This window comes from Clostridium pasteurianum (assembly GCF_001705235.1).
GTDB classification, from domain to species: domain Bacteria; phylum Bacillota; class Clostridia; order Clostridiales; family Clostridiaceae; genus Clostridium_S; species Clostridium_S pasteurianum_A.
In genome coordinates, this window is sequence record NZ_MCGV01000001.1 from 642,908 (window position 1) to 666,465 (window position 23,558).

23 protein-coding genes and 1 other RNA gene are annotated in these 23,558 nt (G+C 30.5%); 6 read left to right on the top strand and 18 right to left on the bottom strand.

The genetic code is table 11. From position 1 onward, the window contains the following. Positions 1-18: 18 nt before the first annotated feature. Positions 19-1,749, bottom strand: coding sequence for a hypothetical protein (locus BEE63_RS02955; RefSeq protein ID WP_066019965.1), 1,731 nt, complete (start codon positions 1,747-1,749; stop codon positions 19-21). Positions 1,750-1,828: 79 nt separating this feature from the next. Next, positions 1,829-2,041 carry a helix-turn-helix domain-containing protein gene (locus tag BEE63_RS02960; protein WP_066019966.1) on the bottom strand — a complete coding sequence of 71 codons (213 nt, stop codon included), beginning with the start codon at positions 2,039-2,041 and terminating at the stop codon, positions 1,829-1,831. 158 nt (positions 2,042-2,199) lie between these two features. Between BEE63_RS02960 and BEE63_RS02965 the strand changes: the two genes are divergently transcribed. Both BEE63_RS02965 and BEE63_RS02970 read left to right on the top strand, forming a co-directional pair. Then, positions 2,200-2,673 (top strand): helix-turn-helix domain-containing protein, encoded by a 474-nt coding sequence (locus tag BEE63_RS02965; protein ID WP_066019967.1) that lies wholly within the window; start codon positions 2,200-2,202, stop codon positions 2,671-2,673. 15 nt (positions 2,674-2,688) lie between these two features. Beyond that, on the top strand, positions 2,689-3,165 hold the full coding sequence (locus tag BEE63_RS02970) for an ImmA/IrrE family metallo-endopeptidase (RefSeq protein WP_066019968.1): 477 nt from the start codon (positions 2,689-2,691) through the stop codon (positions 3,163-3,165). A gap of 544 nt (positions 3,166-3,709) precedes the next feature. On the opposite strand, the gene BEE63_RS02975 is transcribed toward BEE63_RS02970, so the two are convergent. The 3 genes from BEE63_RS02975 to BEE63_RS02985 are packed head-to-tail and all read right to left on the bottom strand — an operon-like array spanning position 3,710 to position 7,122. Continuing rightward, complete coding sequence (locus tag BEE63_RS02975) at positions 3,710-5,095, bottom strand: FAD-binding oxidoreductase (protein ID WP_066019969.1); 1,386 nt, start codon at positions 5,093-5,095, stop codon at positions 3,710-3,712. 14 nt (positions 5,096-5,109) lie between these two features. Beyond that, positions 5,110-6,318 carry an electron transfer flavoprotein subunit alpha gene (locus BEE63_RS02980; protein WP_066019970.1) on the bottom strand — a complete coding sequence of 403 codons (1,209 nt, stop codon included), beginning with the start codon at positions 6,316-6,318 and terminating at the stop codon, positions 5,110-5,112. A 15-nt stretch (positions 6,319-6,333) separates the two neighbouring features. Further along, complete coding sequence (locus tag BEE63_RS02985) at positions 6,334-7,122, bottom strand: electron transfer flavoprotein subunit beta/FixA family protein (RefSeq protein WP_066019971.1); 789 nt, start codon at positions 7,120-7,122, stop codon at positions 6,334-6,336. A gap of 402 nt (positions 7,123-7,524) precedes the next feature. Here BEE63_RS02985 and adhE point away from each other — a divergent pair, with 402 nt between their 5' ends. Continuing rightward, on the top strand, positions 7,525-10,101 hold the full coding sequence (adhE, locus tag BEE63_RS02990) for a bifunctional acetaldehyde-CoA/alcohol dehydrogenase (RefSeq protein ID WP_066019972.1): 2,577 nt from the start codon (positions 7,525-7,527) through the stop codon (positions 10,099-10,101). A gap of 382 nt (positions 10,102-10,483) precedes the next feature. Here adhE and BEE63_RS21545 read toward each other — a convergent pair whose 3' ends face one another. Further along, positions 10,484-10,648, bottom strand: coding sequence for a hypothetical protein (locus BEE63_RS21545; protein ID WP_157797090.1), 165 nt, complete (start codon positions 10,646-10,648; stop codon positions 10,484-10,486). 269 nt (positions 10,649-10,917) lie between these two features. On the opposite strand from BEE63_RS21545, the gene BEE63_RS21150 reads away from it, so the two are divergent. Then, positions 10,918-11,346 (top strand): peptidoglycan-binding domain-containing protein, encoded by a 429-nt coding sequence (locus BEE63_RS21150; RefSeq protein ID WP_081312451.1) that lies wholly within the window; start codon positions 10,918-10,920, stop codon positions 11,344-11,346. A gap of 226 nt (positions 11,347-11,572) precedes the next feature. Here BEE63_RS21150 and BEE63_RS03000 read toward each other — a convergent pair whose 3' ends face one another. Next, positions 11,573-11,770: a hypothetical protein gene (locus BEE63_RS03000; protein ID WP_066019973.1), complete on the bottom strand. Its 198-nt coding sequence runs from the start codon at positions 11,768-11,770 to the stop codon at positions 11,573-11,575. A gap of 25 nt (positions 11,771-11,795) precedes the next feature. On the opposite strand from BEE63_RS03000, the gene BEE63_RS03005 reads away from it, so the two are divergent. After that, positions 11,796-12,140 carry a tyrosine-type recombinase/integrase gene (locus tag BEE63_RS03005; protein WP_242874659.1) on the top strand — a complete coding sequence of 115 codons (345 nt, stop codon included), beginning with the start codon at positions 11,796-11,798 and terminating at the stop codon, positions 12,138-12,140. 55 nt (positions 12,141-12,195) lie between these two features. On the opposite strand, the gene rnpB is transcribed toward BEE63_RS03005, so the two are convergent. The 7 genes from rnpB to dnaG form a co-directional block, all read right to left on the bottom strand. Then, an RNA gene (gene rnpB, locus BEE63_RS03010) (RNase P RNA component class A) lies at positions 12,196-12,540 on the bottom strand. 60 nt (positions 12,541-12,600) lie between these two features. After that, positions 12,601-13,359, bottom strand: a complete 759-nt coding sequence (locus BEE63_RS03015; RefSeq protein WP_066019974.1) for a zinc ribbon domain-containing protein — start codon at positions 13,357-13,359, stop codon at positions 12,601-12,603. Positions 13,360-13,443: 84 nt separating this feature from the next. Then, positions 13,444-14,250 carry a Nif3-like dinuclear metal center hexameric protein gene (locus BEE63_RS03020; RefSeq protein ID WP_066019975.1) on the bottom strand — a complete coding sequence of 269 codons (807 nt, stop codon included), beginning with the start codon at positions 14,248-14,250 and terminating at the stop codon, positions 13,444-13,446. Further along, positions 14,241-14,930, bottom strand: a complete 690-nt coding sequence (locus tag BEE63_RS03025; RefSeq protein WP_066019976.1) for a tRNA (adenine(22)-N(1))-methyltransferase — start codon at positions 14,928-14,930, stop codon at positions 14,241-14,243. Before BEE63_RS03025 ends, BEE63_RS03020 begins: the two co-directional genes overlap by 10 nt. 15 nt (positions 14,931-14,945) lie before the next feature. Then, complete coding sequence (locus BEE63_RS03030) at positions 14,946-15,842, bottom strand: PH domain-containing protein (RefSeq protein ID WP_066019977.1); 897 nt, start codon at positions 15,840-15,842, stop codon at positions 14,946-14,948. Between the two features lie 191 nt (positions 15,843-16,033). Beyond that, a complete protein-coding gene (rpoD, locus tag BEE63_RS03035) occupies positions 16,034-17,170 on the bottom strand; it encodes an RNA polymerase sigma factor RpoD (RefSeq protein WP_066019978.1) in 1,137 nt (378 codons plus the stop codon). Positions 17,171-17,194: 24 nt separating this feature from the next. Next, a complete protein-coding gene (dnaG, locus tag BEE63_RS03040; RefSeq protein ID WP_081312452.1) occupies positions 17,195-18,985 on the bottom strand; it encodes a DNA primase in 1,791 nt (596 codons plus the stop codon). A 298-nt stretch (positions 18,986-19,283) separates the two neighbouring features. Between dnaG and BEE63_RS03045 the strand changes: the two genes are divergently transcribed. Then, entirely contained in the window at positions 19,284-20,351 is a 1,068-nt protein-coding gene (locus tag BEE63_RS03045; RefSeq protein WP_066019979.1) for a CotS family spore coat protein, read from the top strand. 106 nt (positions 20,352-20,457) lie between these two features. Here BEE63_RS03045 and BEE63_RS03050 read toward each other — a convergent pair whose 3' ends face one another. The 4 genes from BEE63_RS03050 to BEE63_RS03065 all read right to left on the bottom strand — a co-directional run bounded on the left by BEE63_RS03050 (position 20,458) and on the right by BEE63_RS03065 (position 23,556). Continuing rightward, positions 20,458-21,021: a DUF4342 domain-containing protein gene (locus BEE63_RS03050; protein WP_066019980.1), complete on the bottom strand. Its 564-nt coding sequence runs from the start codon at positions 21,019-21,021 to the stop codon at positions 20,458-20,460. A 5-nt stretch (positions 21,022-21,026) separates the two neighbouring features. Further along, positions 21,027-21,770 carry a DNA repair protein RecO gene (gene recO / locus BEE63_RS03055; RefSeq protein WP_081312453.1) on the bottom strand — a complete coding sequence of 248 codons (744 nt, stop codon included), beginning with the start codon at positions 21,768-21,770 and terminating at the stop codon, positions 21,027-21,029. Between the two features lie 49 nt (positions 21,771-21,819). Next, positions 21,820-22,710, bottom strand: a complete 891-nt coding sequence (gene era, locus BEE63_RS03060) for a GTPase Era (protein ID WP_066019982.1) — start codon at positions 22,708-22,710, stop codon at positions 21,820-21,822. Between the two features lie 147 nt (positions 22,711-22,857). Beyond that, positions 22,858-23,556: a diacylglycerol kinase gene (locus tag BEE63_RS03065; protein WP_066019983.1), complete on the bottom strand. Its 699-nt coding sequence runs from the start codon at positions 23,554-23,556 to the stop codon at positions 22,858-22,860. Between the last annotated feature and the right edge of the window lie 2 nt (positions 23,557-23,558).

Genomic DNA, 23,558 nt, shown 5'->3' on the forward strand with positions numbered 1-23,558 from the left:
CTTATTTTATTGGAAAATTTAACATAACTTTTCTATTTGAAATTCATCTGAATTTGTAGCAGTTATAAAGTACTGGAATTCATCATCTTCAATAGATCTTAAAAATTCTTTCTGTGACCTTGGATTGAGTTTTTCAAAACCATCAAGGCAAATAACTTTCAATTCTCCAGCTTGTGCTTTTGCAATTTTCATAGCAATCTCAAATTTTTCACCATCACTTAAGCCATCAATAAGAGTTCCATTTATTCTAATCAATCCATTACCATCGATGGATATGCCATCTATTGGCATTTTAGCGGTTTTCAAAAGCTCAGTTGGCAATGTTCTAGCCTTTTCAACCTTTGCAGTTAAATCAGCTGAATATCTCTCTTTCTCTGCTAATTTATTGTCCCTTATACTTATTAGGTTGTCCCATTGTCTTAAGTACTCTCTCATCTCTGATACTTCATCAGCAGCCTTTTGCAATGGTGTAACATCAACTGGTTCATTATTTTCAAGGTACTCTGCTGCTTTACCAACTCTAATTTTTTCTTTTTCAACTTCATCTGTAGCTTTGGTATCTACCGCTTCAAGTTTTTGTTTTTCTAATGAATCCAAAGAATTAAGTTCTTCTGTTTTCTGAGTAATCTTATTTTTCTGTAGGTATATATTGTCCTTTTCAGATTCCTTTCTAGCCTGGCTTTCCTTTTTTAAATTTTCTTTATCTATAGCTAATTCATTATTGACATTATCTTTCACAAAAGAATACTTTTCCTTAGCTGCCGCACATTTTTTCTTATACTCTTCTTCTAAAGTTTTTAGCTCATTTTGATAATCAAAATTAATTTTATTAATTCCATCTCTATGCTTGTTTTCAGCTTCTTTTATGTTAACTTCTAAATTCTTATCTGCACCTACTAATATATCTTTACTTTTCTCAATTTTATTCTTAGCTAAATCTATTAATTCTTTAATATCCTGACGCTTATCTCTATAATTAAGCTGTATCCTTGACTTTTCACTTTCTGCATTAGCCTTAATAGCTTGTACATTTGTTTTAAAACCTTTCTGAAGTGCCTTCGCCTGTTCTATATATTTATTAATTTCTTGTGCATCATTAACTTTTTTGTAGTATTCCTGAATACTTTTATTTCTCCAAGCCTCACCATCGTAATCAGCTGGAAGTTCATCCCTAATATTTTTAATTTGAATTTTAAGCTCTTTAATTTTCCTATTAGCTTCTTCCCTATCCTTGAAATACTTAGTTTCTATAGCCTTAAGTACCATCAAAATGTGTTTATCATATTCAATATTTGAAGGTATTTCTCCAAACCATTTTTTAATATCCTTCTGAGACCAATCTATCTTAAGCATATTAAGAATTGATTTAGTCTGTTCCATAATATTCATATTTACCCAATCAAGAGGTCTAAATATATAGCCATTAATTAAATCCCTTAAAAACCTTTCTGTACTTGGAATACCTTCATCACCTTTACTCAATTTCAAATAATCCGATTTTTCCTGTCTGATTTTTCTATTTACTTGTAACCCATCATCAAGCTCCACAAACAATGTTGCTTCTTTTTCTCCATGCTTTATTATCTCAGTACGTCTATTTTTATTTGTAAAGGTCTTTTCTATAGCTTCAAGAATAGAACTTTTGCCGCTGCCTTTTGGTCCTTTAAAAATATTTACTTTTGAAGCCTCTAGTCCTAATTCATCCACACCAAGAAAATTCTTTATTAAAAGTTTCTTTATTTTGCTCATTGTATTAACCTCCATTTGATTTTTTACTTTATAATCTTGTGAACAAAGCTTTTACTAATTTTAAATTGTTTTGTGTCTTTTAAGATACTTTTTCGTTAAAAAAAATTTCCATTGCTTTACTAACACTTAGTCCTAAAAAAACAATAATGTTTTCTATTTCTTGTCTAGTAAATTCAGTTTCACCGCGAAGCTTTCTATATAAAGCAGATTTACTTATTCCTAATTCATTAGCTAGATCTGAAATTTTTTTGTTATTTAAAATAATCTGTGCTTTTAATAATGCTGTGTTCATATTTCCAACTCCTTTCGTGTCATTTACGACACTTTTAATATAACTCTATTATTTTCCAATGTCAACACTTAAAAGACACTTTTTTTTTAAAAAGCATCAATAAGTTGCATAAAGGACACAGATATGCTATAATTTAAGTAATTTGAGGAGGGGCAAAAATGAATGTTAAAGATATAATTCACAATAGAAGAATAGAACTTGGGCTTACTTATGAAGAACTAGGAAAAATGGTTGGCGTAGGTAAGAGCACAGTTAGAAAATGGGAAACAGGTATGATAGAAAATATGAGAAGAGATAATATTGTTGCCCTAGCTAAAGCTTTAAATCTATCTCCCTCTTTAATAATGGGATGGGAAACTGAAGAGGAAGATTCAAGTAAAAAAGAATTAGATATGGATGAAGCAAAACTTTTAAGTAATTACAATAAATTAAATGACTTAGGCAAAAATGAAGCTAATAAAAGAGTTGCTGAATTAACATGTATTCCTATATATTATGATTCAGAAAATGCAGCAACAAAAATTCTTGAAAATATGAGCGATACTATTGCTGCACATGATGATGATTTAACACCTGCTGAAAAATCAGAAATGGATAAAAGAATTTTAGACAAAATAAATGGTTTTAAGTAATTGGAGCTGTTGTGAATGACAAAGTATGAAGAGTTAGTAATTAAAGCTGAAATTAATGGTATAAATGTTTTAGAGGTTGATTTAGGTACTCATAAAGAGTGTGGTAAATATTTACATCTTACAAATGGCGATTTTATTATAATAAATTTGAACATATCAAATGCTCAAAAATATCAGGTATTATCTGAAGAAATTGGACATTATTGCACTACATTTGGAAATATATTAGAACTAGATGATTTAAAGAATATTAAGCAAGAAAAAAGAGCCCGTAACTGGGGATATGAGAAAACAGTCGGACTTATTGATTTAATAAACGCCTTTGAAAAAGGTCTAAGAACAAAAAGTGAAATATCTGAATATCTAAATGTCACAGAGAAATTTCTTGAACAGGCTATACAGCATTATAGAGAAAAGTATGGTGTCTATTGTGAAGTTGATCACTATGCTATTTACTTCGAACCAACGCTATCAATATTAAAGATGCTTTAGCTGTCGTGCAGACTAATATTTTTAAGCATTAAATAAAACTTATAAGCTTTACTTCCATTTTATATAAATCATAAGATATTTTAATATTATATTAAAATATGCTCAAGTAAATTAAAATTTCTAAATTCTTTTATAATTTGGAATATAGCTTATTGAATTTTATTTAAATCATTTCTAAAATACTATTGGCAATTGAAAATCATATTAATAAAATTCAACTATTTATTAGTATACTATACCTCTGTTACTCATGTGGATTTCAAAGTAATCCAAGTACAATTATATTGCTCTGATATAAACACAACATTGAACATTTATTCGCACATAACCAAAAATATGCAAAAAATGCTTCTCTTGTAACTGTAGATGCTTATAAACGTTACATGGACTAATATTAATAGAAAGATATACGGTCTCCAATCATATTTCAAATTTCTTTTCATTCAAAAGTATCATGAAATATTTAATGTAAAATTTTTAAAGCAATAACGCTTCAGAACATCTTACCGCAGCATTATTGCTTTAAAATACCTTAATAAAGCTTCTATTCACATACCTTTTCTGGATTTAAAATGTTTTTAGGATCAAAAGCTTTTTTAATATTTTTCATAAGTGAAATGTATTCTTCACCACATTGATTAAATAAATATTTCTTTTTGGCAAAACCTATTCCATGTTCTCCTGATACAAGTCCTTCCAAATCCATGGATTTTTTGTACATGCATTCAAATACTCTCTTTAGTTTTTCTTCCCACTCTTTTTTACTTAAATCATCTTTTAATATATAAACATGAAGATTTCCATCACCAGCATGACCAAAACTTCTTATTCTAATATTAAACTTGTTTTGAAGCTCATCTGTATATTTTACGAATTCGGCAACCTTATTTCTTGGAACAACAACATCACATTCATCCATTTCTGTAGTAGAAGCTTTAACTGCTTCAAGAAACGCTCCTCTTGCGTTCCATACAGCTTCTTTTCTCTCATCCGTATCAACTATATAGACATCAAGTGCTCCTTCATTAAGGCAAATTTCAGCAACTTTACTATAATCTTTTTCAACATCTTCCTTAGTATTTCCATCAAAACTCAAAAGCAAATATGCATCTGCACTGTTATCAGGAAACTTTTTGCCTAAGTATTCCTCAGCAGAAAGAATTACTTCTCTCTCCATAAACTCTATAGCTGTAGGAATTGCTTTTGACTTTATAATTTTAGGAACAGTACTTATAGCTGTATCAAGATCATTAAAAGGTACTAAAAGGCTTATTGTCTTTTTAGGAAGCGGCATAAGTTTTAAGATTGCTTTTGTTATTATAGCAAGGGTTCCCTCTGAGCCGCATATTAAATCTTTTATGCTGTAACCAGAACTATTTTTAACAACCTTTCCTCCAACATTTAAAATGTCACCATTTGGCAGCACCACTTCAAGTCCTCTTACATAATCTCTAGTAACACCGTATTTTACTGCTCTCATGCCTCCAGCATTTGTACTTATATTTCCGCCTATAGTTGCAGATTTTTCACCTGGGTCTGGTGGATAAAAAAGATCATGCTGCTCTACAAATTTACCTATCTCCATTAAAAGAACTCCCGGTTCAACGGTAAGCGTTAAATTTTCCTCATCAAGTTCAAGAATCTTATTCATGCTGCTCATATTTAGCATTATGCCACCATGAAGTGGTACAGCTGCTCCAACAAGTCCCGTACCCGATCCTCTTGGAACTACCGGTATGCCCTTTTCATAAGCATATTTCATAACCTTTGATATTTCCTCTGTATTTTTAACCTCTAAAAGTACTTCAGGCATCTTGCTTACGCTGCCAAGCTCATCATGGCTGAAATCCTCATTTATTTCATCTCCGCTGAGTACTCTATCTTCACCTAAAAATGATTGAAAATATTTTATATCCTCTATATTAACCATAAGAACTTCCCCCTTTATATTGCCTTTTCTACTTTTTTATTTTGCTTTATCTTTTCAATAAGTTTTGGAACAATTTCATATAAATCTCCAACTATTCCATAGTGACTTACATTAAATATAGGTGCTTTTTCATCCTTATTTATTGTAAATATATACTCACTGCTGTTCATGCCTGCTGTAAACTGAACTGCTCCTGAAATACCAAGAACTATTATGAGTTTAGGCTTTACAGTTCTACCGCTTAAACCTATTTGAGTTTTAGCATCAATCCATCCTGCTTCAACAAGTGGTCTCGTCCCTGCAACTCTTGCACCTAAAAGGTCTGCTAATTCATACACCATGTCCATATCCTTTTCAGCCTTAATTCCTCTTCCAACTGCAATTATTACTTCCGCATCAGATATACTGTTTTCTGGCTCTTTTTTAGTTATTTTTAAAACCTTTATATTGGAATTAAGTTTTTCTTTATCCATGCTGCATACTGTAATTTTTCCGCTCTTACCATCCTGTCTCTCTGGTGCATTCATAACTTTATACCTAACCGTAGACATTTGTGGTCTGTTATTTGGATTTATAATTTGAGCCATTATATTTCCGCCAAAAGCAGGTCTTATTTGGACTAAGTCAGTATTTTCTTTCATGTCAAGTATTGTACAATCCGCTGTAAGCCCTGTTTTAAATCTTGCTGCAACTCTAGGTGCAAGTGACCTTCCAACAGTAGTAGCTCCAACAAGTATTGCTGTTGGCTTTACTTTTTTTACTAAATCTTCAAAGGCAGCAGTATATGGTTCAATGGTAAAATCACGAAGTTCTTCATAGTCATATACAAAAACCTCATCAACGCCATAATGAAGAAGTTCTTCTGCTTTTTCCTTTATATTATGCCCAATAAACAATGCATAAACTGGGTGATTTATTTTAGAAGCAAGCTCTCTTGCCTTTCCTATAAGCTCATAAGTTACAGGATGTATATTTCCTTCCACATGATCTACATATACTAAAATTCCCTTCCAGGCACTTTTGTCTATACTTTTAACCTTATCTTCTACAAATTCTATAACTCCCTTAGGACCTTTTCTTATGCATGTTTTACAGAGCTTACAGGCCGCATTTATTTGTAGCTTACCATTATTTTCTTCTATAGCATTAAAAGGACATAAATTAATAAGTTCTTTTATGTTTTCCTTTGTAAGTTTATCTTGATTAATAACTAACTTTCCCATAATAATTCCCCTCCATTAAACATACTTTAATTGTTTAAGTTTATTAAATATTTTATCTGATATTTCTTCACTGCTTCCATTCCAAATTTCTCTGTCATTATTAACTGAAGGTGGAAATATTCTTTCAACCTGAGTTGCTGAACCATTAAGTCCATAATGATTTTCATCCTTATCCTCAAAATCATTAAGGCAAATAGTTTCAATTTCCCTATCCTTAGTTTCAAGTTTTTTCTTATAAGATGGAAGTCTTGGCTCGAATATATCTTTATCTATAGTAAGAAGACACGGATAAGAAATTTTATCAAGCTCTATAGTGTTTGGCATATCCATATCTACTGTTATTTCTTTTTCATTCACTTCTTCTATTCTTATCACATTTGCAATATGTGGTATTTTTAAATATTCAGCTATTTCAGGTCCAACCTCAGCTGTATCTCCATCTGTAGTTTGTTTTCCACAAAGTATTAAATCGAAATTCCCCATTTTCTTAATACCTTGAGAAATTGTATATGCTGTAGCAAGTACATCTGCACCTGCAAATTTTCTATCTGAAATAAGCATTCCTCTATCTACACCCATCATATATGCTTCTTTGATAACTTCTTTTGCCTGTGGAGGTCCCATAGTAATAACGCTTACCTCACCTCCAATCTTTTCTTTTATTCTAAGTGCTGTTTCAAGTGCATAAAGATCGTAGGGATTCATTTTAGAATCTATTCCATTCCTTTTTAGAACCCCTGTTTTCTCATCTACTTCAACTTTACTAGTACCTGGAACTTGTTTAATACATACTAAAATATCCATTGTAAACCCTCCCTATCTAAAATTGGTATATTGGTATGACCAATTTCAAGTAGATTGTAACACATAAAAATAAGTAATTCCATAAAAAAACAAAAAGTTTAAAATTTATTCTTAATTACATATTTCAGAAAAAATATTGTTAAATATTTGACAATATAAATTTATTGCTATATACTGAAATCGTAAAAACAAATATGCTATATAACTATTTCGTTTTTTTAACAAACGCGTAAATCATTGATATATCAATATTTTATTGTATTTATACTATTATGATATAATAAAACTATATTTCACAATTTATAAAATGCTAGAATTTATTATATAAATCATTTAGTTTTTATACAATAGTTTGTTAAATATCAAACTATTGTATATATTTTATAAAAGGGGTGTATATTAATGAAAGTCACAAATTCAAAAGAATTAAAACAAAAACTAAATCAATTAAAAGAAGCCCAAAAAAAGTTTGCAACATATACTCAGGAACAAGTCGATGAAATTTTCAAACAATGTGCTATAGCAGCAGCCAAAGAGAGAATAGCTCTATCAAAATTAGCAGTAGAAGAAACAGGAATCGGTTTTGTGGAGGATAAAATTATAAAAAATCATTTTGCCGCAGAATATATATATAACAAATATAAAGACGAAAAAACTTGCGGAATAATAGAACATGATGAAGCATTAGGTATATCAAAAGTTGCAGAGCCTATTGGAGTTGTCGCTGCTATAATTCCTACTACCAATCCAACATCTACAACAATTTTTAAATCACTAATTTCTTTAAAAACAAGAAATGCAATTTTGTTTTCACCTCATCCTCGTGCAAAAAAGTCAACTATTACTGCTGCAAAATTAATTTTAGATGCAGCTGTTAAAGCCGGGGCTCCTAAAGACATAATAGGATGGATAGATGAACCATCAATAGGACTTTCTCAAGAATTAATGAGTGAAGCTGATATAGTTTTAGCAACAGGAGGACCTTCGATGGTCAAAGCCGCCTATTCATCAGGTAAACCTGCAATTGGCGTTGGAGCTGGAAATACTCCTGCAATAATAGATGAAAGTGCAGATACAACTATGGCTGTAAGCTCTATACTTTTATCAAAAACCTATGATAATGGTGTAATATGTGCTTCTGAGCAATCAGTATTAGTTCCAAGTTCAATATATGAAAAAGTTAGAGATGAATTTGTAAAACGTGGAGCTCATATACTTAACAAAAACGAGTTAGCTAAAGCAAAAGAAGTTATGTTTAAAGATGGAAATATCAATGCTGGTATAGTTGGAAAATCAGCTTATACAATTGCCAAAATGGCAGGAATCGAGGTACCACAAGCTACAAAAGTTTTAATAGGTGAAGTTCAGTCTGTTGAAAGAGAAGAATTATTTTCACACGAAAAATTATCACCAGTTTTAGCATTATATAAGGTTAAGGATTTTGATGAAGCTCTTGAAAAAGCAGAAAGACTTGCATACTTAGGTGGAAATGGACATACTTCTTCCTTGTATATAGACTCTCAAAACAATAAAGAAAAAGTTAAAAAATTTGGATTAACAATGAAAACCTCAAGAACCTTTATTAATATGCCTTCTTCACAAGGCGCAAGTGGAGATTTTTATAACTTTGCTATAGCACCTTCCTTTACATTAGGATGTGGTACCTGGGGTGGAAATTCTATATCAGAGAATGTAACACCTAGGCATTTATTAAATATTAAAAGTGTTGCTGAAAGAAGGGAAAATATGCTTTGGTTCAAAGTACCTCAAAAAATATATTTTAAATATGGCTGTCTTGGATTTGCATTAAAAGAATTAAAAGACATGAATAGAAAAAGAGCATTTATAGTAACAGACAAAGATCTTTTTAAGCTCGGTTATGTTAATAAAATCACAAAGGCATTAGATGAAATAGGTATTACTTATGATGTATTTTCAGATATAAAATCTGATCCAAGCATTAGCTCTGCAAAAGCTGGTGCCAAAGAAATGCTTAGCTTTGAACCGGATGTTATAATATCTATTGGCGGTGGTTCTGCAATGGATGCAGCAAAAATAATGCACTTGTTATATGAATATCCAGAAGCAGAAATTGAAAATTTAGCTATAAGATTTTTAGATATAAGAAAAAGAATATGTGGTTTTCCTAAACTTGGTAAAAAGGCAATTTCAGTAGCAATACCTACAACTGCTGGTACTGGATCTGAAGTAACACCTTTTGCAGTTATAACTGATGATAAAACAGGAATGAAATATCCTTTAACTTCTTATGAATTAACACCAAATATGGCTATAATAGATACTGAATTAATGATGAATATGCCTAAAGGACTAACTGCTGCAACAGGAATAGATGCTTTGGTTCATGCTATAGAAGCATACGTCTCAACTATGGCTACTGACTATACTGATGCATTATCTTTAAGAGCAATAAAAATGATATTTAAATATTTACCTATAGCTTATAAAAATGGGAAAATAGATATTGATGCTAGAGAGAAAATGGCACATGCATCCAATATTGCAGGGATTGCTTTTGCCAATGCCTTTTTGGGTATATGTCATTCCATGGCTCATAAACTTGGAGCAATGCATCATGTTGCTCACGGAGTTGCATGCGCTGTACTAATTGAAGAAGTTATTAAATATAATGCAACAGATTGTCCAACAAAGCAAGCAGCATTTCCTCAATACAAATATCCTAATGCAAAAGCAAAATATACTGAAATTGCAGATTATTTGAATTTAAAAGGCAGCAGTGATGACGAAAAAGTTGCCTCATTAATAAAAGCGATTACAGACTTAAAGAAAGAAATAAATCTTCCTATGAATATAAGTGCAATTGGAATTGATAAAAAAGATTTTTTCCTTACACTGGATAAGATGTCAGAACTGGCCTATGACGATCAGTGTACAGCGGCAAATCCTAGATATCCACTTATAAGTGAGCTTAAAGATATATATACGAAAGCTTTCTAAAATAAAAAGGGAGAAATTTTTAATATTCTTGTGTCATAAAAACAGTATGACACAGAGGCACTGATATTTGTATCTGCAAAAGATACAATATCGGTGCCTTTATATTAACAATATGTCAATAAATCTTATAATCTAGATTACTCTGATATAAACTCAACATATCTTTTATAAAATCACAATTATTATATGAAAGAATAAACTTACCCTTGATATTTTTAAGCTTATTACATAATCTTAGATGGTTCTCTTTTTAAAACTTCTCTTGATAATATTTTTCCGTACCATAATATGGAGGAGCTACATAAAACAATGCTTCTTCCCTATCATAAACATTTATAAGTTTTTCAAAGTCCCTATTTTCAATTACTACTTTTGATAACCTCTAATGAATATCCGTTAAATAATCAGTCATTACCTTGACACCTCTCTTTACACAGCCACATGACTTATGGTCACTTCCATAACTTGTCTTAATAAGCATAAAAAATCTTGCTACTCCTTGTATATCTGTCATTCCAGGCATATTATAATGGATAATATATTCCAAATAAAAAGAGCACCCTTTAAGAGTGCCTTTTTGAAACATACGCTTTGAATTTTAAGCAGCTATTATGAGATTACTTTGTATAGGATTAAGTTTGCTGTGAATGGAGTTTCATTTATTGAGTCTATACATTGTAAGAATTTATTAGTTATTTTGTATAATTAGGACAAAACGTATGAATATAATTATATTTAATTCATTTCAGTGTTTAACATTAATGTAAAATAACTGTATATTATATATATAATTTATATTTTAAGGGGGATTTTAAAATGAAAAATCTAAAAATGAAAGTTCTATGCTTAGGAATTGTATCTAGTATCTTAATTTCTTCTACCGCTTTTGCTGCTACTAATAATACAAAACAAATAAACACAACTTCTACTAAAGTAACTACACAAGTACCATCTAAAAGTGTTACATTATTAAAACTTCGTGATTCATGGGATTATAGAACTGTTAATCAAATTATCGCTGATGGTGGTACTCTTCATGAAGGTGATGTCGGTAGTGGCGTTGAATTAGTTCAGATTTGTTTATCTCATGCAGGATACTTACCAAATGTTCATACAAGTATAGATGGAGTTTTCCGAGATGAAACAGATAAAGCTGTTAGGAATTTTCAAAGTAACAATGGTTTAAGCGTTGATGGTGTTGTTGACCAAAATACTTGGAATGTATTACGTAATTATATAAGATAATTATAAAACAAATATTATCCCTAGACTAGCTTTTACTACTCTAGGGACTTTTGCTTATTTAATTATTTTACTGCTACTTGAATTGTATCAATCTTCTGCTTTAACTGAATATTATCCTGCAAAGCATCCGATAACTTATTTTGCACTTCCTGCATTTGTGCTGTTTTCTATGCTTCATTTACTGGTATGTGTCCTAAATCATTCACAGCGCTTTTAATTGTAGCATCTATAAGAGCTTTCTTATTATCATCAACAGTATAACATTCATTTCACTTAAAACATTAAGTACAACGGTTCCTGTGCCCTGTGCTCTTTGATCTTTACTTATATCACCTGCATGAGATAACTGCTCTGCATAGCCCACTGCTATTTTAGCCCATTTTTCTATGATCTCAAGTACTTCGATTGCTGGATTACCTTGCATAACATCACTTGCAACATTTAAAATTTTGTCTGCATCATCGACTATAGTTTTACCTGTGCTTATTGTGTTTTCTACACTAGTACGACCTTGTAATGGTATGGCAAGATGGAAAGTATATTCATCCTATGTATTACACACTAATAAAATAAAAAAAGTTCTTAAAAATGCTAATATTGATAAAAACATAAGATTTCATGATTTACGGCATACAAATGCAACTCTATTAATATCCCGTGGGATAAGCTTAAAGGTAATTCAAGAACGTCTTGGTCATAAAGATTTTTCAACCACTACAAATATTTATTCCCATGTCACTAAAAAAATGCAAGAGAACGCCACAAACGAGCTTTCTAAAATTTTAAATAAATAGGGTGGCAAAACGATGGCAAAATAAAAACACTAAGTACGAAACCTAGTGTTTTCAATGGACGACTAAACCTGTAAGCCGAGTTCTGTATTTGACAATCATCTATCTAGACCCTATGTTACCATAAGGTTCAAGCGATACTACCCGGAAGCGGGACGGGCCACCCCAAAATGCTTCCCTATTCGATCTTGCTCCAAGTGGGGTTTACATAGCCGCAAAGTCGCCAATGCGCTGGTGGGCTCTTACCTCACCTTTCCACCCTTACCACTTTAAAAGTGGCGGTATATCTCTGTTGCACTTTCCTTCAAGTTGCCTTGACCGGGAGTTACCCGGCACCCTGCCCTATGGAGCTCGGACTTTCCTCTCCTACTTAAAAAGTAGCAGCGATTGTCTGGTTTACTCGCTTAATTATAATATCACAAATACTATTCTATATCAATGGAAATTTTTGTATTTTACAAAATTAAGCCTTTATTCTTTTTCGTGATTTTCTTTTTATCTTTCCTTCGCTTTTATCGTAATACAAAATTATCCCGCAGTTATCACAGTGAACAATGCTGCTGCCATTCATTAAACTGTCTACAGTCATGGAGGAAACTTTCATTCTACATCCGCCACATGTTTCGCCATTTAATTTAGCCACTGCACAGCTTTTTCTTTTCATTAAATTAGCTATTTCATCAAGTAAATTTTGTGGAATTTTACTCTTTATCTCCTCTATTTTTAATTCTGCTGCTTTAATATCTCCTCTTGCTTTTTCTACCTTACCGCTAGTTTTTACCTTATAATCATAAAAATTATCCTTTATGTTTAAAAGTTTCATCCTTAAATCTTCTATTTCCTTTTTTATCTTTTCCTCTTCATCCAATAAATCAACCGCTTTTTCTTCCATCTTCTTCAAACTCAATTTTTCTGTTTCAATAACAGTTTCCAATTTCTTTATAAGATTTAAATCAGAGCCCGCTTTATTGTATAATTCAAATTCATCATTTTCTAACTTTTCTCTCTCTCGTCTAAGTTCTAAACTTATAGAAACATAGCCTTCTTTTATCTTCTTTAGTTTATTTCCACTTTGCAAATAATTTTCTTTTGCAGTTTCAAACTCATTTTTTAACTTTTTTAATAGATAGATATATGAGCCATCTTTAAGTATTTTTTTGCTTTCTTTTATGAGGTCATAATTTTGTTGAATTAAATATGCTAGTTCTATATCATTATTCATATTTACCCCTCCTATTTATATACATCTAAAGCATTATTTACACCTTTTATATAAAAAATAAAAGTAGACATAGCAAAACTATATCTACCTAAATCTGTACGGATCAATATTATTTTTAGACACTAAAACAGGAACATTTAAGCCCCTTGTATTCAATGCTTTTTTTAACTTTTCGGACATAACTGCTACTGCCGGCCACTCTGTTCCAAAATGTCCTGCATCTATAATTCCTATATTCATTTCAGCATAATCACTTACATAATGATAAGAAGTGTCCCCTGTAATTATGCAGTCAACACCAGCTTTTCTGGCTTCCTCAAAGAAGTCCTGACCGCTTCCATTTATTACAGCAATACTCTTTATTTTCCTATCTTCATTTCCAGCATATCTTAAATTGCTAATCTTAAGCTTGGTTTTTACAATATCGCACAATTCCTTCAATGTAACTGACTCTGTTAGCTTAATAATTCTTCCAATTCCAGCTTCTTTTACTGCATTATTATCTTTAGATAAAAACTCAGTTTTATTAAATCCAAGAAGACTCACAATTGTGTCATTTACTCCGCCTTTAACGCTGTCTAAATTAGTGTGCGCTGCATAAACATTTATATTATTTTTTATTATCTTAATTATTTTTCTACCTAAGAGAGTTTCATTTGTTATGGAAGATGGCTTTCTAAATAGAATTGGATGATGTGCTACTATCATATTGCATTTATTCTCTACAGCTTCATCTATGACTTTCATAGTGCAGTCAAGAGTCACTAATATAGAATGCACCTCTGCTTCCTTGTCCCCTATCATAAGCCCTACATTATCGTAATCTTCTTTTAAAGAAACAGGAGCAAAATCTTCTATTATATTGCACAAATCCTCTACTTTTAAAGACATGATAACAACTCCTTAAGTTTATGTGATTTCAAAGTTAATTCCTTTTTTCTATTCAAAGCATTTACGCTGTCCTCATTTATATTATCGCATATTTTATTATATTTCTTTATCTTATAATCAATATACTCCTTTAAAAGAGGATGCTTCATTTCTATTAATTTTTCGCTTATTTCGTAATATATGTCATCTTTAACTTTCACATTAGAAGCATAACATACTTTTATTATCTCATAATATTTGCTTTCGTCAATACACAATTGTTCTCCTAATATGTTAAATCCTCTCTTATATAAATATTCTCTCAGTACTTCGGGATTTTGAACTGGCTGAAGGACAGCATATTTTAAGCTTTTGAATATATCAAGTCTTTCTTCAATTAAATCTCTTATCAAATTTCCGCCCATTCCAGCTATAACTACAGAATCCACTTCGCCCGTCTTTAACACATTAAGACCTGACCCCAAGCGGCATTCTATTTTATCTTGAAGATCATACCTTCTTATGTTATTAGCAGCCTTTTTTAAAGGTCCTCTATTTATATCCGAAGCAATACATCTATTGCATATATTATTTTTCAATAAATATATAGGCAAATAAGCATGATCTGTACCTATGTCTCCAATAACTTCACACTTATCTATAAGTGAACTAATTACTTTAAGTCTATACGCTATTTCCATTTAAAGCACCAACCTTCAGTGAATGTATATGTAAGTCATAAAAACTTTTACTTGAAATATTGAAAATACAATTGCTACTAAAAGACATCCATACATTAACCTATAAGCTATTTTTTTGCTGTATTTACTATATAGATAGGCTGCATAATACACACAGAAAAATATAGCCATATTGTATGCCCCGTACATCATTTGTTTAAAGGCAAACTCTCTTGCTGTTCCATACATTATAGGTTTAAACTTGGCATCGAAGCTTAAAGGCATTTTAGATGGAATAACACCTTTCCAATATAATATAAAAGGAATTACTGTAATCATTAAAATTATTATTGAAATTAAGAAAGTTAATAAAACAAAACGTCTATCATGACTCAAACTTACTTTTGCTTTTTTTTCATATTTCCAGCTGCTCAAAGGCAATTTACGTTCATTAAATACTTTCTCTATCTCATCTGGGTCTTCAGGTGAAATGCCATATATCCCATCATCGGTTTTCATATAAAATATATCCTTAGTCGATGTAGCAAACATATTGACTATTCCAATATCATTTACAAAAAACGTACCTAGAGCAAACATATTTCTTCCGTATCCCCATACCTTTACTCCCTTTACCTGTCCGTGGGAAACATTGTACATTCTAATATTTTTGAATGCTATGGTGATTTTTTTTATTCCAAAACACCATAATATGTATATATTATTTTTATCATAACAATATTTAAGGGTTAAACTTTTTATAATATAGTATACCTGGCACACATCAAAAATCACAACAAATAGTTCTAGAATATTTAAGATTATATAATTATTCACAAACATACTGGTAATTACAAACAGCACATTTATTACTACCGTTATAGCGAATATACTTAAAGCAGAAAATCCTCTATGAACTTTTATATCGTACAACTTCTCACCTTCTTTTGTAATAATTATATCATAAATAGAAATAAGTGAAAACCATTGCCTTTAGTACGTTACACACATAAAATTATTGTTTTCTACAATTTTATTTTAGTTCCCACAAAATTCCTAAAAATATTCCCCTGCTTTAAATTTATACTATTCAAAACAGGGGAACATTTTTTATTTATAATTTTCTAATCTAAATAATCTTTTAATTTCTTACTTCTACTTGGGTGTCTTAATTTTCTAAGGGCTTTAGCTTCTATCTGTCTTATTCTTTCCCTTGTAACGTTAAATTCTTTTCCAACTTCCTCAAGAGTTCTAGCTCTTCCATCATCAAGACCAAATCTAAGTCTTAAAACTTTTTCTTCTCTAGGGGTTAATGTATTTAAGATTTTAAGAAGTTGTTCCTTTAACATTCTAAATGCAGCAGCATCTGCAGGAGCTGGAGCATCATCATCTGGAATAAAGTCACCTAAGTGGCTATCTTCTTCTTCACCTATAGGAGTTTCAAGTGACACTGGTTCCTGAGCAATTTTCATTATTTCTCTTACCTTGTCAACTGGCATCTCCATTATTTTAGCAATTTCTTCTGGTTGAGGCTCTCTACCTAATTCTTGAAGTAGCTGCCTTGAAACTCTTATTAACTTGTTTATAGTTTCAACCATATGAACTGGAATTCTTATAGTTCTTGCTTGATCCGCTATAGCTCTTGTTATAGCCTGCCTAATCCACCATGTAGCATAAGTACTAAATTTAAATCCTTTTGTAAAATCAAACTTTTCTACTGCCTTAATAAGTCCTAAATTTCCTTCCTGAATTAAATCAAGAAAAAGCATTCCTCTTCCAACATACCTTTTAGCTATACTTACAACGAGTCTTAAATTAGCTTCAGCAAGCTTTTTTCTAGCTCTCATATCACCATTGTTAATTCTTTGTGCTAAATCTATTTCTTCTTCTGGTGACAAAAGTGGCACTTTACCGATCTCTTTAAGGTACATTCTTACAGGATCATCTATAGCTATACCTTCAGGTACTGATAAATCTAATTCTTCCTCTTCTACTTCTATTTCGTGCATATCGCCCACTACTTCTACGCCTACAGATTCAAGTACTTCATAAATCTTTTCTATCTGTTCTGGGCTTAAATCCACTTCCTGAAGTTCATCCATTATTTCTTTATAAGTTAAACTTCCACTTTTTTTACCTTTATCTATTAAATTTTTGACAATTTTCATCTTTTCATTTTTATCTTTAATGGTTTGTTCTTTTGATACCTTTTTTGAGTTTTTCTTTGTTCCTCCGTTTTTAACTTCAGTTTTACTTTTCATTAATGAAAACCTCCTTCCGTTACTCTATAGATTGTCTAACTGCTTTTGAATTGCTTCCATCTTTTTAATAAGTTCAAGGGTCTCATCAAACAATCCTTTTTCCTCAAGGTCTTTAATTTCACTCATAATCTTTTTCTTTGACTCCTCTAATTTGAATTTTTTAATATTAATAATAAAATCATCCACAAGATTTTTAACATTATTTTCTGAAAGTATTATATTTTCTTCTTCAATTTTTATAATCTCAGAAGAACTAGAAGCATCATCGCATTTTGATTCAATGAAATTAAACTTACTCTTAACATTACCATTTAAATTTTCCTTATAATCCAGTATAATGTTATATATCTTCTTATGACTATCCATCATAAAGTCACTTGCACTAATTTTAGCTGTTATGTAGCCGCATATTTCTTCATACTGTACCATTAATTTTATTAAGCATCTCTCTGACTTAACATATGCGGATTCTACATATAAATTTTGTCCATAGTTGCTAATTTTATTCAAGTTTTCAATTTTATTGCTAGTTTTCTTTATATCAGTAGTAATCAAATCATAAATTGCTTGTTCTCTTATACCGGTCTGTTCTGAAACCTTTTTAATATAAATATCCTTTTCTACGGGATCCAAGTTTTCAATTATTTCAGAAACATCCCTTACATACTTTATAATGCCTTCATTATCTTTTAGATTAGCATTTTCATGAATTCTATTTATTCTATAATCCACAATAGACACAGCATTTTCTACAAGCTTCATAAAAGCAGCCTTACCATTTCTTCTCACAAACTCATCCGGATCTTTTCCGTCCGGTATTTTTATTACTCTTACATCAAATCCTGTATTCTTTAGTATATCAAATCCCCTAAGTGTGGCTGTTTGACCCGCCGCATCAGCATCATACGATATTACTACCTTATCAGCGTACCTTTTTAAAAGTCTTGCTTGATCCTTTGTAAGTGCTGTGCCAAGTGACGCCACCGCATTATTTATACCATATTGATGTAAAGATATACAGTCCATATACCCCTCTACAATTATAAATGTATTTCCTATGTTGCCTTTTATTGCAAAATTAAGTCCATAAAGATTAGTTCCCTTTTTAAATAAATCTGTTTCAGGTGAATTTAAATATTTAGGTTTTGAGTCATCTAGTACCCTACCTCCAAAACCTATTACCTTCCCCTTATAATTAAATACAGGAAATATAACCCTATTTCTAAACCTGTCATAGACAGCCCTATCCTTTTTTATTATGAGTCCTGCCTTTATAAGATCCAATTCTGTATATCCTTTAGACTTCATAAAATTAAGGAGCTGTCTCCAATCATTCTTAGCGTACCCAAGACCAAATTTTCTCATAGTAGCCTCAGTAATTCCCCTATCCAAAAAGTATTTTTTTGCTTTTGGATTTGAATTTAAATTTCTAAAAAAATACCTTGCTGCTTCAACATTTATAGTATACAATTTATCATATTTTTCTTTGTTTTTACTGTACTTTTTACTATTGCTATCTTCGATGGTTATATTAACCCTATCTGCGAGATACTTAACAGCCTCTACAAAAGAAAAATTTCTAGTTTTCATTACAAATGTTATCACGTTACCAGCTTCACCACAGCCAAAGCATTTATATATTTGCTTATCTTGAGAAACGCTAAATGACGGTGTTTTCTCATGATGAAATGGGCAAAGTCCGGAATAACTGCGTCCTGTATGTTTAAGCTTTACCTTTTCAGATACAATATCGACAATATCATTTAAATCTTTAACCTTTTGAATTATATCTTCACTTATAATAAGACATTCCACCCTAATAACTAATTTCCTATGAGCATAATTATATTCGACAAAAATATTTCAAATCCTTCTTTTTTAAGAATTATGCCTTAAAATTATAGCATTATCCATTTTACTATTCCTAGTTTACCAATGAATAGTGGTTTTTATTCTAAATTTGAAAAAATATAGAAAATTTTTTTATTTAATTTTTTAATTTATACTCTCAAATAAATTCTTGATAAATGTTCAAATTCCTTCTATTTAAATGTATATTATTTATTTTTTTTTAATATCATAATATATAAGATAATTTTTAGGAAGTGATATAGTGCCTGAAAAAGTTAACTCCCAGCACATTCTTCTGCCAGAAGCTTCAATAAAAAAATATATACTGCCAAAATATAATCTTAAGAATCCTGAGATAATGCAAATAAAATTTAAAGATACTGACAAGCAAAGAGCTGTATATAAAGTAACTTCAAACTCTAAAAAATACTGTTTAAAAAAGGTATATTATAATAAGGAAGAACTTCTATTTGTATATTCCACAACTGAATGGTTCTTCAGACATGGAATAAATGTGACAAGGATTTTACCAACAATAGATAATTCCCGTTTTGTAATATATTCAGATATGATTTTCATTTTAATGCCCTGGATTGATGGGAGAAAATGCAATTATGATAAAAAAGAAGATATATTCACATCAGCCAAAAATTTAGCTCACATGCATAAATGTTCTCATACCTTTTTTGCAATACAAAATAGTTCTATTAGGCATGGATTTGAAAATATATATTTATCAAATAAAAAACACTTTGAACAAACCCTACTATTTTTGAATAAAGCTTATGAAATTAACGATTCTTTTTCAAAAATTGTACTAAAAAACTCCGATTCATTTATAAAACTCGCTAAAATAGCATTAGGTGCTTCATCAAAAATACAAAGCGAAAATCTAAAAAAAAGCTTATGCCATCTTGACTATGTAAATAAAAATATAATTTTTGATAATAGTAATCATATTTGGATAATAGATCTTGATAAGTGTAAATTTGATTATTCAGTTCATGATATATCTTATTTCTTAAGAAGAATAATGAAAAGAGATAACACAGTATGGAACAGCGAACTATTAATAAACACCTTAAATTCGTACGAATCTATCAATCCATTAAACCTAGATGAATATCTTTATATATTATCTGCTTTGGTCTTTCCTCAAAAATTTTGGAAGATATGTAAAGATTACTATAACAATATAAATAAATGCAATAAATCTGCTTTTATAAATTTAATAAAAGGCACTACAAAACATAGTGAGCCTCATATAGACTTTGCTCATACTTTTTGCAATTATATAGGTGGTAAGTTTAAAATAAATTTAAATTTATAAACATTATATAATTCGTAAATTATATATAGGTGATAAAACCCGCAGTACAACTTATGATTCTTTGCAGTTTATCACCTATTTATTTTAAGCTTTAACATAAAGTCATCTATTTTTCTTCCTTGTTTTCATCATCAAACTTAACACTGTATTGATAAGTATTATCCTCATTAACTTTATCGTCTTTTTTATTTGTAAATTTGCTCTTTACGTCATTCATTTTATCTTTTAAATCTGAAACTGTATCTTTTACAACTTTATTTACAACTTCTACAGAGCCATCATCCTTTGTTATCTCTACTGTAACCTTTGCAAATACTGCTGTAAGGAACATAATTGCAAGTGATGGTGCCCATATAGCTCCTGCTATAACACCTCCAGCAACTCCTGCTGTAACTGGTATATCTAGAATAACTCTGTCATCTTTTTTTACAACTATTCTAGTAACGTTTCCTTTGTTCATTGTATCCTTAATCCACTGAACAAATTCTTCTTTTGTATCGTAAATATTATCTTTAATACTATCTTTAGTTGTTTTATTTTTATTTTCAATGAATATAAGCGCATCAATTACATTGCCGTCAGACTCTTCAAGAGCTTCTTTAGCTTCAGTGTATGTTACTCCAGTTCTCTCTTTTATAATATCAATTTTTTCTAAAGTTATTTCTTCCATTACATTCACTCCTCTTTCATTATATTTAATATTTCAAGACTTTTAGGCACTCTTGCATAATTTTGACTTATAAATCCCTTTAAAATTTCAGACATTTCTCTTTTTATATCCTTATTTAAATTTACTCTATACACCTTTCCTAGCGGCAATTTGTTTAAATAATTCAAACTGCTATATGCAGCTGGTGTAACCCTGACTCCTCCTTCCTTTGAACAATCATCACATATTCCACCATAATATTTATAGCTTATATAAGAAGATGCTTTGATCTTTTTTTTACATTTAGCACAATAATCTAAATTCAAACTATATCCTGTATATCTTAAAAGCTTTAATTCAAATGCTCTAACTAGTGTATCTATATCTCCAACTTTATTTTTAATAAGGTAAAAAGTACTTACTAATTCTCTAAATAAGTCCCTATTGCTTTCACCTTCTGCCATAGAAATGTCTATTAATTCGCATAGATAAGAACAATATGTTAAAACGTCTAAATCATTTAAAAACTCCTGAAAAGAATCGATTATCTGTCCCTCATTTAATGAGAACATACTTTTTCCCTTAAAAAACACAAAATCTACAAAACAAAAATTTATAGTAATAGGCAAATATCTACTTCTATTTTTCTTAGCACCTCTTGCTATAACCGATATTTTGCCCATTTTCTCTGTAAAAATCCATATGATTTTATCGTTTTCGTTTATATCCTGACTTTTTAATACTACTCCTCTACTTTTAAATAAAGCCAGATTACCATCTCCTCATTATTTTATCCCATTTTTATTTATTTATTTAAAATTATTTCTTATCAATTTTATATCCAAGTTCATTAAGCACAAAAGAGCTGTCTCTCCAATCTTTTTTTACCTTCACCCATATTTTAAGATTTACTTTTTTGTCTAAAAACTTTTCAGCGCTTTTTCTTGAAGCCTGTGATATTTTTTTAAGCATTGATCCGCCTTTTCCTATTATTATACCCTTATGAGAATCCTTTTCACATAGTAAATTAGCTTCTATATTGTACTTTTCATCATTTTCTTTCATCTGAAGGATTTCAACAGCTATACCATGTGGAACTTCTTGAGATAAAAATCTAAGTGCCTTTTCTCTTATTATCTCAGCTATTATAAATCTCTCTTGTTTGTCAATTATCATGTCATCAGGATAATACTTAGGTCCTTCATCTAAATACTTTACCATGAGTTCTATTAAAGTATCTACATTCTTACCCTTTGCTGCAGATATAGGTATTATTTCTTTAAAAGGAAAAGCCTCTGAATAATTTTTTAAAGTAGCAGCAAGCCTTTCTTCTGTTGTTTCATCTATTTTATTTACTACAAGAAATATAGGAATTTTTAAGTCCCTTAACTGCTCTAATATATGTAAATCTCCTCTTCTAACTTCTACCTCAGGTGTTGTAACAAAGACTGCTATATCAACATTACCTATGGAATCCTTAGCAACCTTAACCATGTATTCTCCAAGTTTATGTTTAGGTTCATGCATACCAGGAGTATCCACAAAAACTATTTGATATTCTTCGCCCGTGAGTATTGTTTGTATGTTATTTCTTGTAGTTTGAGGCTTACAAGAAACTATAGATAACTTTTCTCCCATTATATTATTAAGCAAAGTCGACTTTCCAACATTAGGCCTTCCAATTATAGTTACAAATCCAGATTTAAACATAAATCCTCCTTAAATAATTCTTCTTTTGAAAATGTGTCTTAAATATATCTTTAAATTTTACAACTACATAATCATTTATATTTTTAACTAATATTATTTACATATCTTCATCACAAAATTCACTTATAACCTTATTCACAGTATGCTTTAATGAAACAATCTATATAATGCTAACGTGACTAAAACTCCGAAAGCACCACCACATAAAACCTCAAGAGGCGAATGTACTTCTGAATCCACCCTGCTCTGCGCAACTATAACTGCTAAAAGATAGCTTAATATAATAACAATAGGTTGAGGTGATATAAGAGTTATTATGGTAGCTAAAGAAAAGGCTATAGCACTGTGACCGCTTGGCATGCCGCCTTTTAAAGGTGTGCCTTCGCCAAAAATAGCCTTTATTATAAGAGTTAATATGCATACCATTACAAGAATAACAAATATCATGTATGGACTGCAATTTTTTATTTTATATATGACGTGATTTGTTGCAGGCTCTAGTTTATCCCAGAATATTATGAACCCAACAATAACAGCATTTACAGCTGTAACAACTACAGCACCTGCTGCAACATCCTTAGCAATCTTAGCAAGTGGATGATAGTAATTAGATGTCAAATCAATAGTTGCCTCCACTGCCGTATTCATAAGTTCTGCGCTTATTACCATAGTTATTGTTATTGTTATAATTAAAAGTTCTACTCTAGTTAAATTTGTAAAAAAGCATACAGTTAATATCATAATAGCTGCCACAAGGTCAATTCTAACATTCTGCTGTGTTCTTACTGCATATATAATACCTTCAAGTGCATAATTGAAACTATCCACCAATTTCTTAGGTTTCATAA